Source organism: Agromyces sp. NPDC058484 (genome assembly GCF_042720415.1).
Taxonomy (GTDB): domain Bacteria; phylum Actinomycetota; class Actinomycetes; order Actinomycetales; family Microbacteriaceae; genus Agromyces.
Window position 1 is genome coordinate 122,552 of the sequence record NZ_JBHXMP010000006.1, and the last position, 13,397, is coordinate 135,948.

Below are 13,397 nucleotides of genomic sequence, written 5' to 3' on the forward strand. Positions count from 1 at the left end.
GAACGACGGCTACGCTGGCGTGCATGCCCGAGTCGATGCTGCTCGCCGCTGCGGCCGGCTTCGTCGCCGGGGCGGTCGCGCTCGGCGTGGTGCTGGCGCTGCGGCGCATCGTCGTCGCGTCGAAGGAGCTCGGCACCGATGTCGAGCAGGCGACCTACCAGACGCTCCACCTCGCGAGCCGCGCCGCAACGCAGCTGCGGGGCGGGCCGGGCGGGGTCGACGCGATGCGCGCCGGGCGGCACCTGCGCGCCCTGCTCGGGTGCGAGAGCCTCGCCCTCGTCGACGCCTCGGGGGCGGTGACGGTCGAGGGCGACGAGGCCGTGCGGGCGGTCGCCGGCCGGCTCGCCGCCGCGGCGACCGCGTCGGGCAAGCCACAGGTGCAACGGCGCATCCGGTTCGCAGACCGGGAGACGGATGCCGCTGCTGCACCGATCCTCGCCAGCGGCAGCCCGGCCGGGGCGATCGTCGCATTCGCCGCGCCGGTGCGTGCGGGGCTCGTGCGCGCGACCGGCGAGGTCGCCGCCTGGGTGGCGGCACAGGTGGAGCTCGGCGAGCTCGACGCCTCGCGGGCCGCGCTCGCCGAGGCCGAGGTGCGCGCCCTGCGCGCGCAGATCAGCCCGCACTTCATCTACAACTCGCTCAACGCGATCGCGTCGTTCATCAACACCGACCCGGCGAAGGCCCGGGAGCTCGTGCTCGAGTTCGCCGACTTCACGCGGTACTCGTTCCGCCGGCACGGCGACTACACGACGGTCGCCGAGGAGCTTCGATCGATCGACAGCTACCTGCGGCTCGAGCGGGCGCGATTCGGCGACCGATTGAAGGTGGCGCTGAAGATCGCGCCCGAGGTGCTCTCGACCGTGGTGCCGTTCCTGTCGATCCAGCCGCTCGTCGAGAACGCCGTGCGGCACGGCCTCGAGTCGAAGGAGGGCGGCGGCCGCATCACGATCACCGCCGCAGACTCCGGCGCGTTCGCCGAGATCAGCGTCGAGGACGACGGCGTCGGCATCGACCCCGCGGTGCTCGAGACCGTGCTCGCCGGCGGGGCCCCGGGTGAGCACGTGGGCCTGCGGAACGTCGACGCGCGCCTCCGGCAGGTCTACGGCGACGAGCACGGACTCGTGGTCGAGACGAACGTGGGCGCGGGCACGCTGGTGCGCATGCGCGTGCCGAAGTCCCAGCCCGGCCGCGTCGCGGCATCCGCCGATCCGAGCCGTGACGCCGATGGGAGAATCGAACCGTGATCTCCGTGCTCATCGCCGACGACGAGCAGCCCGCGATCGACGAGCTGGCGTTCCTGCTCGGCCAGGACCCGCGCGTCGGGGTCATCCATCAGGCCGCGTCGGGCGCCGAGGCCATCCGCCTGATCACCCGTGAACCCGTCGACGCGGCGTTCCTCGACATCCACATGCCCGGCCTCACCGGATTCGACCTCGCCCGCGCCCTGCAACGCTTCGAGCGCCGGCCTGCGCTCGTCTTCGTCACGGCTGACGAGGAGGGCGCGCTCGAGGCCTTCGACCTCGCCGCCGTCGACTACCTGCTGAAGCCCGTGCGCACTGAGCGTCTGCAGCGATCGGTGACGCGCATCGTCGAGGCGCTGAAGGCCGGTGCCTCATCGCCGGGAGCGGGCACCGCGTCATCCGCACCGCAACCCGAGGTGATCGCGGTGACGCTCGGCGGCACCACCCGGATGCTCCGGCGCGACGAGGTGCGCTACGTGCAGGCGCAGGGCGACTACGCCCGGCTGCACACCGAGGAGGCGAGCTACCTGGTGCGCGTGCCGATGGCCGATCTCGAACGGCAGTGGGCCGACGCGTTCGTGCGCATCCACCGTTCGTACCTCGTCGCGGTGCCGCACCTCACGCGCATCCGGCTCGGCACCGAGCATCCGAGCGTCACCGTCGGCGCGGCCGAGCTCCCCGTGAGCCGGCGACTGCTGCCCGCGCTCCGCGAGCGCCTCGAACACGCGACGATCCGGCCGCGGCCATGATCGAGCCCGGGCCCCGAGCGACACCGGCGCGCGTCCGGGTGACCGCCCCGCGCGCGGGGGCGGCGGCGGCATCCGCTCGACCGGCGACCCAACCGGGCGCCGAGGCGCCGACGAGCGACATCGCGGGGGTGTACGTGCGCTCGCTCATCCGCTCGCAGCTCAGACTCGGCGTCGTCTTCGCCGTCGGGTTCGTCGTCGCGACGGCGGTCTTCGTACTCGCGATCGCGTTCGTGCCCGCGCTCGACACGACCTTCATCGCGGGCGTGCCGCTGTCGTGGCTCCTGCTCGGCGTCGGCGTCTACCCGCTCCTGATCACCATCGGTGCGCTCTACGTGCGCGCCGCGTCTCGCAACGAGGCGCGCTACCGCTCGCTCACGGAGGAGGAATGAACGCCGCGACCGGGTACGCTGCGATCGCGATCGTCGCGGTCGCCACTGCGCTGATCGGCTTCTACGGGCTGCGGGTCTCGCGCACGACGAGCGACTTCTACGTCGCATCGCGCACCGTGCGACCGTGGTGGAACGCCTCGGCGATCGGCGGCGAGTACCTCTCCGCCGCGTCGTTCCTCGGCATCGCCGGGCTCATCCTGCTCACGGGCTCGTCGGGGCTGTGGTTCCCGATCGGGTACACCGCGGGCTACCTCATGCTGCTGCTCTTCGTGGCGGCGCCCCTGCGACGCTCGGGCGCGTACACGATCCCCGACTTCACCGAGGCGCGGCTCGAGTCCGTGTGGGCGCGGAGGGTCACGAGCACCCTCGTGATCGTCATCGGATGGTTCTACATCGTGCCGCAGCTGGAGGGCGCCGCGCTCACGGTGCGCATCACGACGGGGCTGCCGTCGTGGGCGGGCGCGGTCGCGGTGGCCGTCATCGTCGCCGTCGTCGTCGCCGCGGGCGGGATGCGGTCGATCACGTTCGTGCAGGCGTTCCAGTTCTGGCTGAAGCTCACGGCGCTCGCCGTGCCCGTCGTCGTGCTCCTCCTGACGCTCGGCGGAGGCGAGCCTGCGCCGCAGCTCGCGCCGGCCGTGGCGTTCCCGCCGGCCGCCGGGCCCGGCGACCTCGACGTGTACCGCACCGTTTCGCTCATGCTCGCCCTCCTCCTCGGCACCCTCGGCCTGCCGCACGTGCTCGTGCGCTTCTACACGAACCCCGACGGCGTCGCCGCGCGCCGCACGACGGTCATCGTGCTCGTGCTGCTCTCGGTGTTCTACCTCTTCCCCACCGCGTTCGGCCTGGTCGGCCGCGCCTTCGCCCCCGACCTCGCCGCAACCGGTGAGGCGGATGCGCTCGTCCTGCTGCTGCCCGGCCGGCTCATCCCCGGCCCGATCGGCGAGCTGCTCACGGCCCTCGTGATCGCCGGCGCGTTCGCCGCATTCCTCTCGACGTCGTCGGGCCTCGTCGTGTCGCTCGCGGGCGTGATCAGCCAGGACCTCCTGGGCGGCAGCGTGCGGGGCTTCCGCATCGCCGCCGTCGCCTCCTCGTTCGTGCCGCTCGCGGTGGCCCTCGCCACCGAGTCGGCGGGCCTCGCGGGCAGCGTCGGCCTCGTGTTCGCGTTCACCGCGTCGACGCTCTGCCCGGTGCTCCTGCTCGGGATCTGGTGGCGCGGCCTCACCGCGCGGGGCGCGATCTCGGGCATGGTCGCGGGTGCCGTGCTCTCGGGAGGGGCGATCCTCGGCGGATCTGCGCTCTCGGCGGCGGCGCCCGGCATCCGGCCGCTGCTCGAACAGCCCGCCGCCTGGTCGGTGCCGCTCGCGGTGCTCGTCACGGTGCTCGTGTCGCGCGCCGACCGGCGCAGGGTGCCCCGTGGGGTCGACGCGTTCCTCGCGCGGTTGCACGTGCCCGAGGCGGCGCGGCGTCGACGCGGCGCCTGATTGCGGTAGGTTCCGCATCGACTTGGCATGAGAGGCCACGAGTTCACAGCAGATGTCACCGATTCTCGGGCATGGATTCTGCGGCAAGTGGCAGATTCCTGCAGCGTTGTCGATGTCGACTCGGGCGCTGCCGATGAGGGTCACGATCACGGATTCGGCTGTAGCGAATAGCCCCCGGTCACCGGGCATTTTCTCGGGCGGGTCATACGGGAATCGGGGTCTCAGGAACCGCGCGGGTCGTCTTCGGCGCGACTCGCCCGTTCGGGTGTGGCGGTCGTCGACCGGCTTTCGGGCAGCGAACGTCGTGGCGTCGTCTGGTGGTGGCATGACGACCAGGACCTGACGGGCTCGGATGGCCCGACGTCTGCGCGGGACGGCCAAGGAGCCGTTCGGCGACTTATCGGTTGGCAGGACGTCACCCTCACGCGTGGGAGGATCGCTGTCGTGCCCACCTCTGCCGAGTTGACGATCGCAATCGTCGTGTTCTCGGTCTTCTTCGCACTGGGGGTGTTCGCTATCGTGGCGCCGCGTCGGCTGTCGCGATTCTTCCGCATCGCAGGCGGCCCGCTATGGGGGCCGAGGTCCGCCGCGAAGCTGTTCTCCGCTGGCCGGATGCGGTTTACGGGCGCGCTGTTTGTCCTACTTACTCCGTTCATGACCTGGGGCGCGATCGAACATATTCTCGCCTGACTCTGGGGCGAGGCCTCATCTATGACTGCGATCCTTATCGGTCGCGTGGGCGGATCCTGTCTGCGCTCGATCAGGCCCACGCGACCGCCCGAATGCGCGTCCGGCTCCGATGTTCAGACAATCCCCTCGATCGCATAGGTGCGGACACGTGGCCAGGGTCGATCGGCCGAGATCGCCGAGTCGAAGGCGCGGCGGGGTCTGGCGTTGATCCGTTCGGCGATGTCATCGGGCCAAAGCCCAACGCAAAGTCGACGTGTCGGAGCTCGACGCTAGCGTTGTCGCATGGCCCTGCCACGCCCGAACCAGCCCCCGAATCACGTGCTTTCTGACCATGTCAGGAAGGGCCGGGTATACAGCACCCCGCTGGTTGCATCGGGTGTCCTGAAAGTCGGCGACTGGGTGCGCGACGACCTGCCTGATCTTCTTTGGCCGGTCTTGGCGCTGTCCGAACTAGGAGATTCCGCAGCCCGGCGATTTGTAGATTGGCAGCGAATCGTTTTGAACGACCTTAGAGAGCTCGCGGATGCGGCCTTCCTCGCCGAGTGTCTGGACGGTCGTCTGACGGGGCTCGAGCGATTGGGTACGACGGTGCCGGTCGCTATCGAGATCGTCCGCCGGCGCGCCCTGGAGCAGGGCCTTCTTCCATCTGGAGTTTCGCAAGCCTTGGCGAGCTACTTCTATAGGCCCGCTGAGTGGCTTGTTGACATTGCACCTAGGCCGCCCGAGCAGGAGGACATCGACTTGCTCGCGCGCGCCGTGATCGGTGTGCTGAAAGACGGCCATCGGGAGTCGCTGATCAAGTGCATGTACGTCTGGGCGGCCGTGCTGGCCGGCACTTTCAGATCAGATCAGGAAACGATCGATCTACTCCAGCCCTACCCGACCAAGGCAGCCACCCGTGCCGCAGCGGATACGGCGATTCGAGCAATGTGGGGCGCGCACCGCGGGCTGCTCGTGCAAGAGAATCCCGATCACTACGGCCCGGCCATCCGGTGGGCTCGGGTGTTCTGGGGTGCGAACTCCATGACCACCCGATGCGTACGTTCCCGTGACCTCAAGAACTCGGAGTCCGAACCAGAGGAAGACGCCATGCGAATTGCTGAAGATCCGCCCGCGGCAGGCTTTGTACCCGAGCCAGCGAAAATGCCGGCCGATGGTGCGCATCTGCGTCGCTTCGCCCTCGACCTCGTCTCGTCCTACGCAGAAGCTCTCGAGACGGCTCCAGCGGACCTGCACGCACCCGAGCGTCAGGAGGTGAACGCTGGCCTAGTCCTCCGCGCGGGCCGCGACGTCGCCACGGCGCTCGGCAGCCCTGACCTGTGGTGCTCCGAGCACGGGTCGCACATCACACGGATGCTCGCCGAGACGCGAATCTATATCCAATGGATGGCGAATCAGGACGCCTCGATCTACCAAAGGTACAAGGACTACGGCGCGGGCAAAGCAAAGCTGTACGCCCGCATCCTGGACGAGGTCCCAGCAGACGCGCGGACCGTCGACTTCGAAACGGGACGCGCCGAACTGCACGCCCTCAGCAATACCGACGATGTAATCGACTACCGCGTGGTCGACACCGGCGACTCGTTTTCTGGCAAGTCCATTCGCAAGATGGCAGAGGAGGCCGGACTCCTAGACTTCTATCGACAGGTCTACCAAATGGCTAGCGGTGTCACCCACTCAGAGTGGTGGTCCATTGAAAGCGACGCAATGGAACGATGCCAGAACCCGCTGCACCGGGGACATCTGATTCCGAGCCTGTCACTCAACGCCGGCGGTCATGTCGAGCTCGCCACGGCATGGGTCCAGCAGCTCAACACTCTGATCCGCGTCAGCCTCCGCGTCCTCAACACCGACGAGGCAGCCGTCCAAGACGCTTTTGCTTGGCTCGACGACGCCAGCGATGTTGATCGCGCGGTCGGCTCAGTCGATTAACCGCCCGCTCGCGGACGGACTGGGACCACCAAGCCCAAGAACCGGTGATTCGCGGTCGAGGATCCTTTATCGGACTTCGCCATGCTCAGCACTCGTTGTGATCTGTGGTGCATTCTTGGATGTGTTTTTGGGTGTGCTATCTATGGCTGGCGCGTACACTCTGGTACATGGTCAAGGTGGTGGCGGCGTCGGATCAGCGTCCCGGCCTGCACGCGCATGAAGAGTCAGTGCGGCTTGCGTTTCCCGAGTTGGTGAGCCAGCTTCGGGAGATCCTCGGTGTGCGGCTTGTCGCGTATATCGGAGGGGTCAAGTCCGCCCGATCCGTGTCGGCGTGGGCCGCTGGCGAAGGTGCGCCGGGTGGACGAGACCAGGATCGGCTGCGGCACGCGTATCACGTCGCCGCCCTGCTGCGGGAGCGGTACGACTCGGTTACGGTGCAGTCGTGGTTCAAGGGCATGAACCCGTCGCTGGGCGACGAGGCGCCAGCGCAGCTGCTCCGGGAGGGTGAGCCGCTGGATGTGGCGCGGCATGTGGTGGCGGCCGCGAAGTCGTTCGCGAACCTCGGATGAGCTCGCTGGAGCTGGAGATCTCCAGTGAGCTCGGTGTGGTCTGGCGTGTGGGGTACGAGCCCGACCTGTGGCGTTGGCCGGATTGGCAGTATGCAACCGATTCGGGCCTGTTCAACGGTCGCTGGGATGACCAGGTTGGCGAGTTCCGAACGCTCTACACGTGTCAAAGCCTGTTGGGATGTTTTCTCGAGCTGCTCGCGCACTTTCGTCCGAGTGCGGCGGTGCTCACCGGGCTCGCGGAGATCGAGAACGACGACGGCAGCGTCGAAGAGCACGATGAAGCGGCAGACGGGGCGGTCGGCTATTCGTGGTTGGACGGACGAGCGTATGGTTCGGCGCAGCAGGCAGGGAGGTACTGCTTCATCACCCATTCACGAACCGTCGCAGCCCTCCAGCAGCATTACCCGTTCCAACGGCATGGGATCGCGCTGGCCGACGTCGACACTGCCCTCCTAAAGGACGTACGCGATCGCGTGCTCACGCGATCCATCGCGCGATGGTTGTACGACCTTCGCGATCAGGACCGCTCGGAACTCGTCGACGGCGTCGAGTTCCGTTCACGGCACGGCGATGACATTTGCGTGTGGGCCGTTTTCGAGCGGGCCGGTGACGAGCCTCGCAGTCGCCTGATCGAGCCGGTGGAACCCGCACAGCGCCTCACGGACGAAACACCCGAACTCCTCGAAGCCTTCAGCCGATTCGGTCTCCACTGGCACGAACGGGATGACGATTCCTAAATCCCCGACTGGGCACCGGATGCAACCTCCCGGCCGTGCCCGATAGCCGACCGGCTTGCGGGCGGCGTCTGCGATTTCCATAGACTCGACCGTGTGATCAGCGAGGTCAGCGGCGCGTACTCCCGGCGGGCAGCGGAGTACACCGATCTCTTCGGCTCGATGAGCCCCGTGCATCCCTCAGATCGTCAGCTTGTATCGATTTGGGCGCGCGGGATCGAAGGTCGCGCGATCGATGCCGGCTGCGGGCCCGGCCAATGGACCAACTTCCTCACTGAACTCGGGCTTACTGCCAGCGGCGTGGATTTGGTGCCCGAATTCATCGAACGTGCCCGGCGCGAATACCCAGGGGTGCCATTCGAGGTCGGCGACCTCGACGACCTCGACTGCGAAACGGAATCGGTTGGCGGCATCCTCTCGTGGTACTCCCTCATCCACCATGACCCCGGCACGATACGCCTGCCCTTGATGGAGTTCCGCCGCGCACTCAGCCCAAGAGGCACGCTGCTCATCGGGTTCTTCGAGGGCGCCGTGGTTGAGCGGTTCGATCACGCAGTCACCCCGGCCTATCGCTGGCCAGTGGGCGACCTCAGCGAAGAACTCCTCGCCGCCGGCTTCGACGTGGTCGAGTCTCACGTCAGGAAGACCTCTGGCCAGCGGCCGCAGGCAGCGATCATTGCCCGACGGGCGGACACCCGGTAACCGTCAAGACGAGGTCCGCAGGAGGATCCCTATGGGAGAAGGTCGAGCATCTGCGGCCGGGCCTTCATCGCGTGGATGACGAGTTCGTTCCCGCTGTCGAACACGAGCACGACGGTCTCGAGCAATCGCCCCCGAGTATCGAATCCCAGTCGGAGTTGGCGCGCCGGCGAGTTGTCGTCGAGATCTTCGATCCAGATCGGCCAGGAGGCGGCTTGTGTCGCGTCCTCGGGCGATATTCCGTGCCTCAATGCGGCGTCGTGGATCTTCACGCGGCGTACGCGGCAAGGGCATCTCGGATGAACTCCGAACGGGTCTTGTGCTCACGTGCTGCGCGGGCATCGAGCGCGGCGAGCTCCTCGCTGGTAAGGCGCAGCGCGACTACTTGAGAGGGCTCGGCGCCGCGGCCTGGTCGACCGCGACCGCGCCTCTTCATTGCCTCGAGGTCGAAGCCGTCTTCGGCCTCGGCGGCCCACTCCGAGATCTGTTTCTCAGTGACTGGGACGCCATTGATCGTCTCGCCCATGCTCATCGATCAATCGTATTACGAAAATCCGACGGAGGCCAGTGGCCCGGAAGAACCCATTTGCACGTGCCTCTGCCACCGCCCGCCAGTGGATCCCTTACACGAGACACATGAAATGCCGATGGGAGCCTCCTCCGAACCTACGACTACTCGGCGGCCGTGAGCGGCACGGGCTCGCCCCATGCCGCGAGCCGCGCCTCGAGCCCGGCGCGCACCGCGGGCCACTCGTCGACGATCACCGAGTACACCGCGCTGTCGCGCCATGAGCCGTCGGCGCGACGCTTGTGGCGACCAAGCACACCCTCGAACTGCGCGCCCATCCTCAGGATGGCGGCACGCGACCGGGCGTTGCGCGCGTCGGCCTGGAGCTTCACGCGGCCGAAGCCGTGCTCGAATGCGAGCGAGAGCAGAAGCAGCTTCGCCTCGGGATTCACGGCCGTGCCCCACACGCGCGGGTTGTACGCGGTCCAGCCGATGTGGGCGGACTCGCCCGGCAGGTCGAGGTCGCCGAGCTTCGTTGCGCCCACGACGGCGCCGTGGTCGGGCCCGCCCTCGAGCCGCACCGTGAACGGCATCGCGTCAGGGCCGCCGGAGTAGTACCCGAGGGCGAAACGGCCGAACGCCTCGGCGTCGGCGGGCAGGCCCGCGGGCCCGCCGCCGTACCCGCCTGCGAACACCTCTCGCTGACGCAGCGCGCGCTCGAGTTCGGGAACATCGGCCTCGTCGAACGGCGTCAGGCTGATGAACCGGCCGACCAGGGGCCGGTCGGCGGGGCGGGATGCGGTCACCCCGTCGAGTCTGGCACGGACCGGCGCTCCGCCCCTACGATGACCAGAGCAGCATTCCGAAGATGGAAGGTGGGGGTATGGGAGCTCTGGACGATCTCACGAAGAAGGCACAGGACTTCGTCGAGGAGAACAAGGACCAGATCCAGGAGGCATTGAACAGCGAGCAGGCCGAGGACATCAGCGACAAGGTGCTCGACGCCGTCTCCGACGCCGCGAAGAAGATCACGCCCGACGAGCACGACGCCAAGATCGACGACGTGCGCGCGAACATCGACGAGTCGATCGGCACCGAGCCGTAGGTCGCCGAGATCACGAAGGGGCGGATGTCGCGTGGTCGCGGCATCCGCCCCTTCGACGTTCCCGCCGAAACGTTCCCGGCAGCCCGGCAGCCTCCCGTCAGCGGAACGCCGCGCCCGGGTCGGGAACGAACCGCACCGCGTCGGCACCAGCGGCGCTCACCCTGCGGTGGTAGTCGGCCGGGGTGAACCCGGTGAAGCGCTTGACGTCGCGAATGACGTGCGACTGGTCGTAGTAGCCGGCCTCGACTGCCAGGTCGCTCCACGACGCGGTCGCGGCGACCGGCATCCGGTCGATGAGCCGGTGGAAGCGCACGAGCTCGGCGTACCGCTTCGGGGTGCTGCCGGTGGCACGACGGAAGCGCGCCACGAACGACGGATGCCCCAGACCGCACGCAGCGGCAATGGGGGCGATCGGCTGCGACGGGTCACGCTCCAACGCCGCGATCGCGTTTCGCACGACCGGGTCGGGCACCCGGCCGGCGCGCAGCCTGCCGGCCAGCACCGACTCGAGCGCGTCCAGCACCTCGTCGCCGCGCGCATCGGGCCCGAGCGCCGCCACGTCGTCGAGCCACGGTTGCGAGACGACCCTGCCGGCGAGCGCCTCGGGATCGAGCCCGAGCCGGCGCATCCCGTCGGCCCGCACCACGACGCCCGCGTTGATGATCGGATCGGGGTTCTCGCTCACGACGAACCGCGATCTCAGCCCACAGCTGAACCCGGCGCCGAGCGTGCGCCACGAGGCATCCGCCCCGTCGAGCACCCGGTAGGGGCGCGCAGCGAGGTTCACGACGAGGTACATGTCGGTCATCGGGAAGATGCGCTCGAATCGCGCCGGCGCCGCGCCGCGGAGGAACCACAGGCTGCGCACCGCTTCGGCGAGGTGGCCGCGCACGTCGCGCTGCTCATGCTCCACGGGTCCGCCTTTCGTGAATTCCATCCAATCGGATGCCGCCGCCGCCGGTCTAGCCTGCGGAACGAGGACTGGAGGCTCGACATGAAACCGGCGTTCACCGATGAGCAGACGATCGACGCCGCACCCGACGCGGTCTGGACCGCGCTGACGGACTGGGACGGGGCTCGGCACTGGATGCCGGGTGTCGAGTCGATGCGCGCCGACGGGCCGCTCGTGGTCGGCACGGTGCTGCACTTCGTCGCGAGGGGCAAGGAGCGCACGTCGACGATCACGGCGATCGAGCCCGGCCTGGCGGTCACGATGCGCAGCGCCGTCGGCGGCGTCACCGCGGACTACGCGTACACGATCGAACCAAGCCACACCGATGCCGCGGGCAGCCGCGTGCGACTCGACGCGGCCGTGGGTACCCGCGGGGTCATGACGCTGCTCGCACCCGTGATCCGCTCCGCCATCGCCCGCGAGGACGGCGCGCAGCTCACCCGGCTGAAGGCCTGGGTCGAGGGGGCGGTGTCGCCCGCGCACCCTGAGTGAGCGGGCGACGAAGGGCGCTCACCCCAGCAGGTCGTGCAGCTCCACGATCTCGTCGCGGCCGGGGCCGACGCCGATCGCCGAGATGCGGGAGCCGCTCATCGCCTCGAGCTCGCGCACGTAGCTCTTGGCGTTCGCCGGGAGCTCGTCGAACGAGCGGGCACCCGAGATGTCTTCCGTCCAGCCGGGGAATTCCTCGTACACCGGCACGGCGTGATGGAAGTCGGACTGCGACACGGGCACCTCGTCGACGCGCTGCCCGTCGACCTCGTACGCGACGGCGACGGGGATGCGCTCGAGGCCCGTGAGCACGTCGAGCTTCGTGAGCACGAAGTCGGTGACGCCGTTGACGCGCGCCGCGTAGCGGGCGATGGGGGCGTCGTACCAGCCGGTGCGGCGACGACGCCCGGTGGTCGTGCCGAACTCGTGGCCCTTCTCGGAGAGGAACTCGCCCCACTCGTCGAACAGCTCGGTGGGGAACGGGCCGGCGCCGACTCGCGTGGTGTACGCCTTGATCACGGCGATGACCCGGTCGATCCGGTTCGGCGCGATGCCCGAGCCGGTGACGGCGCCGCCGCTCGTCGCGTTCGACGAGGTGACGAACGGGTAGGTGCCGTGGTCGACGTCGAGCATCGTGGCCTGACCGCCCTCGAAGAGCACCGTCTCGCCGCGCTCCAGGGCCTGGTGCAGCAGCAGCGACGTGTCGGTGACCATGGGCCTGAGCCGGTCGACGTAGCCGAGCAGCTCGTCGACGATCTCGTCGACGCCGATCGCCCGGCGGTTGTAGACCTTCACGAGCAGGTGGTTCTTCTGGTCGAGTGCGCCCTCGACCTTCTGCCGCAGGATGTTCTCATCGAAGAGGTCTTGCAGGCGAAGGCCCACGCGGTTGATCTTGTCGGCGTACGCGGGGCCGATCCCGCGACCGGTGGTGCCGATCTGGCGTTTGCCGAGGAAGCGCTCGGTGACCTTGTCGAGGGTGCGGTGATATTGGGTGATGAGGTGCGCGTTCGCCGAGACGCGGAGCTTCGAGACATCCACGCCCCGGCTCTCGAGCCCTTCGAGTTCCTCGAAGAGCACCTCGATGTCGACGACGACGCCGTTGGCGATGACCGGCGTGACCCCGGGCGTCAGAATGCCCGACGGCAGCAGGTGCAGCGCGTACTTCTCCTCGCCGATGACGACGGTGTGCCCCGCGTTGTTGCCGCCGTTGAACTTGACGACGTAGTCGAGGCGCGAGCCGAGCAGGTCGGTCGCCTTGCCCTTGCCCTCGTCGCCCCACTGTGCACCGATCAGTACGGCTGCGGGCATGTCAGTCCTCTCCTGCCGCGTCGACGGCGGTGGGTTCGGCGAGCGGCTCGCCGGTGTGCGCTTCGGTTCCGGATGCCGCGTCGAACACGCCTGCGGCACCGACGACGGTGATCAGCTGGGTGGGTGTGAACTCGGAGGCGATGCGCGCCGGGGCCTCGGCGTCGGCGGACGCGAGCTCGTCGGCGGCGCGCGCGGCACGACCGTCGAGGCCGAGCTGGACGGCGGCGCGACGCTCGGCGTCGAGGGCGCGCAGGTAGGCCCGGTTGGGCTCGTCGGACCAGGGCACGGGCGAGCCGGGCGTCCAGCCGACGGAGGCGAGCTGCTCACGGGCGAGGTCGACGGCCACCGTCGCGTAGGCGAGCGCGTCGACCCACCGCCCCCCGGAATCGGCGGCATCGGCGAGCTCGGCCCATGCGAGGGGCGACGACGGGTGCTCCGCCACAACGGATGCCACGGAGGCACGGTCCGCCTCGGCGAGCGCCCGGCGCACCTCGGCTTCGTCGGCGAGCGACGCCCCGTTCTCGGGTGTTGATCGGTCTGCGGCCACACCC

At 68.8% G+C, this 13,397-nt stretch carries 17 protein-coding genes; 11 read left to right on the forward strand and 6 right to left on the reverse strand.

All coding sequences use genetic code 11. The features are described 5' to 3' along the window. The first annotated feature begins 23 nt into the window (after nucleotides 1-23). The 9 genes from ACFWN7_RS07060 to ACFWN7_RS07100 all read left to right on the forward strand — a co-directional run bounded on the left by ACFWN7_RS07060 (nucleotide 24) and on the right by ACFWN7_RS07100 (nucleotide 8,487). The gene (locus tag ACFWN7_RS07060; RefSeq protein WP_376938048.1) at nucleotides 24-1,244 is read left to right on the forward strand and encodes a sensor histidine kinase; all 1,221 of its coding nucleotides are present in this window, start codon (nucleotides 24-26) and stop codon (nucleotides 1,242-1,244) included. After that, nucleotides 1,241-1,990 (forward strand): LytR/AlgR family response regulator transcription factor, encoded by a 750-nt coding sequence (locus ACFWN7_RS07065; protein ID WP_376938049.1) that lies wholly within the window; start codon nucleotides 1,241-1,243, stop codon nucleotides 1,988-1,990. Before ACFWN7_RS07060 ends, ACFWN7_RS07065 begins: the two co-directional genes overlap by 4 nt. A 38-nt stretch (nucleotides 1,991-2,028) precedes the next feature. Further along, a complete protein-coding gene (locus ACFWN7_RS07070) occupies nucleotides 2,029-2,379 on the forward strand; it encodes a hypothetical protein (protein WP_376938050.1) in 351 nt (116 codons plus the stop codon). Beyond that, nucleotides 2,376-3,860 carry a cation acetate symporter gene (locus tag ACFWN7_RS07075; RefSeq protein WP_376938051.1) on the forward strand — a complete coding sequence of 495 codons (1,485 nt, stop codon included), beginning with the start codon at nucleotides 2,376-2,378 and terminating at the stop codon, nucleotides 3,858-3,860. Before ACFWN7_RS07070 ends, ACFWN7_RS07075 begins: the two co-directional genes overlap by 4 nt. A 444-nt stretch (nucleotides 3,861-4,304) precedes the next feature. After that, a complete protein-coding gene (locus tag ACFWN7_RS07080) occupies nucleotides 4,305-4,550 on the forward strand; it encodes a hypothetical protein (protein WP_376938052.1) in 246 nt (81 codons plus the stop codon). 282 nt (nucleotides 4,551-4,832) lie between these two features. Then, nucleotides 4,833-6,482, forward strand: a complete 1,650-nt coding sequence (locus tag ACFWN7_RS07085; protein ID WP_376938053.1) for a DUF5677 domain-containing protein — start codon at nucleotides 4,833-4,835, stop codon at nucleotides 6,480-6,482. A 167-nt stretch (nucleotides 6,483-6,649) separates the two neighbouring features. Continuing rightward, nucleotides 6,650-7,051, forward strand: coding sequence for a hypothetical protein (locus tag ACFWN7_RS07090; protein ID WP_376938054.1), 402 nt, complete (start codon nucleotides 6,650-6,652; stop codon nucleotides 7,049-7,051). Next, nucleotides 7,048-7,788 (forward strand): RES domain-containing protein, encoded by a 741-nt coding sequence (locus ACFWN7_RS07095; protein ID WP_376938055.1) that lies wholly within the window; start codon nucleotides 7,048-7,050, stop codon nucleotides 7,786-7,788. The genes ACFWN7_RS07090 and ACFWN7_RS07095 overlap by 4 nt, the downstream gene beginning before the upstream one ends. Before the next feature lie 93 nt (nucleotides 7,789-7,881). Next, entirely contained in the window at nucleotides 7,882-8,487 is a 606-nt protein-coding gene (locus tag ACFWN7_RS07100) for a class I SAM-dependent methyltransferase (RefSeq protein WP_376938056.1), read from the forward strand. A gap of 29 nt (nucleotides 8,488-8,516) precedes the next feature. Here the strand turns inward: ACFWN7_RS07100 and ACFWN7_RS07105 are convergent, their stop codons facing one another. From ACFWN7_RS07105 to ACFWN7_RS07115, 3 genes are all read right to left on the reverse strand, one after another. Next, entirely contained in the window at nucleotides 8,517-8,756 is a 240-nt protein-coding gene (locus ACFWN7_RS07105; RefSeq protein ID WP_376938057.1) for a toxin, read from the reverse strand. After that, a complete protein-coding gene (locus ACFWN7_RS07110) occupies nucleotides 8,753-9,010 on the reverse strand; it encodes a ribbon-helix-helix protein, CopG family (protein ID WP_376938058.1) in 258 nt (85 codons plus the stop codon). The genes ACFWN7_RS07105 and ACFWN7_RS07110 overlap by 4 nt, the downstream gene beginning before the upstream one ends. A gap of 146 nt (nucleotides 9,011-9,156) precedes the next feature. Then, nucleotides 9,157-9,798: a GNAT family N-acetyltransferase gene (locus tag ACFWN7_RS07115; protein WP_376938059.1), complete on the reverse strand. Its 642-nt coding sequence runs from the start codon at nucleotides 9,796-9,798 to the stop codon at nucleotides 9,157-9,159. A gap of 77 nt (nucleotides 9,799-9,875) precedes the next feature. On the opposite strand from ACFWN7_RS07115, the gene ACFWN7_RS07120 reads away from it, so the two are divergent. After that, the gene (locus ACFWN7_RS07120) at nucleotides 9,876-10,097 is read left to right on the forward strand and encodes a hypothetical protein (protein ID WP_376938060.1); all 222 of its coding nucleotides are present in this window, start codon (nucleotides 9,876-9,878) and stop codon (nucleotides 10,095-10,097) included. A gap of 97 nt (nucleotides 10,098-10,194) precedes the next feature. Here ACFWN7_RS07120 and ACFWN7_RS07125 read toward each other — a convergent pair whose 3' ends face one another. Then, nucleotides 10,195-11,010, reverse strand: a complete 816-nt coding sequence (locus tag ACFWN7_RS07125) for a helix-turn-helix domain-containing protein (protein WP_376938061.1) — start codon at nucleotides 11,008-11,010, stop codon at nucleotides 10,195-10,197. Between the two features lie 81 nt (nucleotides 11,011-11,091). Between ACFWN7_RS07125 and ACFWN7_RS07130 the strand changes: the two genes are divergently transcribed. After that, complete coding sequence (locus tag ACFWN7_RS07130) at nucleotides 11,092-11,541, forward strand: SRPBCC family protein (protein ID WP_376938062.1); 450 nt, start codon at nucleotides 11,092-11,094, stop codon at nucleotides 11,539-11,541. 18 nt (nucleotides 11,542-11,559) lie between these two features. On the opposite strand, the gene ACFWN7_RS07135 is transcribed toward ACFWN7_RS07130, so the two are convergent. Both ACFWN7_RS07135 and ACFWN7_RS07140 read right to left on the reverse strand, forming a co-directional pair. Next, nucleotides 11,560-12,846 carry an adenylosuccinate synthase gene (locus ACFWN7_RS07135; RefSeq protein WP_376938063.1) on the reverse strand — a complete coding sequence of 429 codons (1,287 nt, stop codon included), beginning with the start codon at nucleotides 12,844-12,846 and terminating at the stop codon, nucleotides 11,560-11,562. 1 nt (nucleotide 12,847) lies between these two features. Continuing rightward, entirely contained in the window at nucleotides 12,848-13,393 is a 546-nt protein-coding gene (locus tag ACFWN7_RS07140) for a DUF3151 family protein (RefSeq protein WP_376938064.1), read from the reverse strand. Between the last annotated feature and the right edge of the window lie 4 nt (nucleotides 13,394-13,397).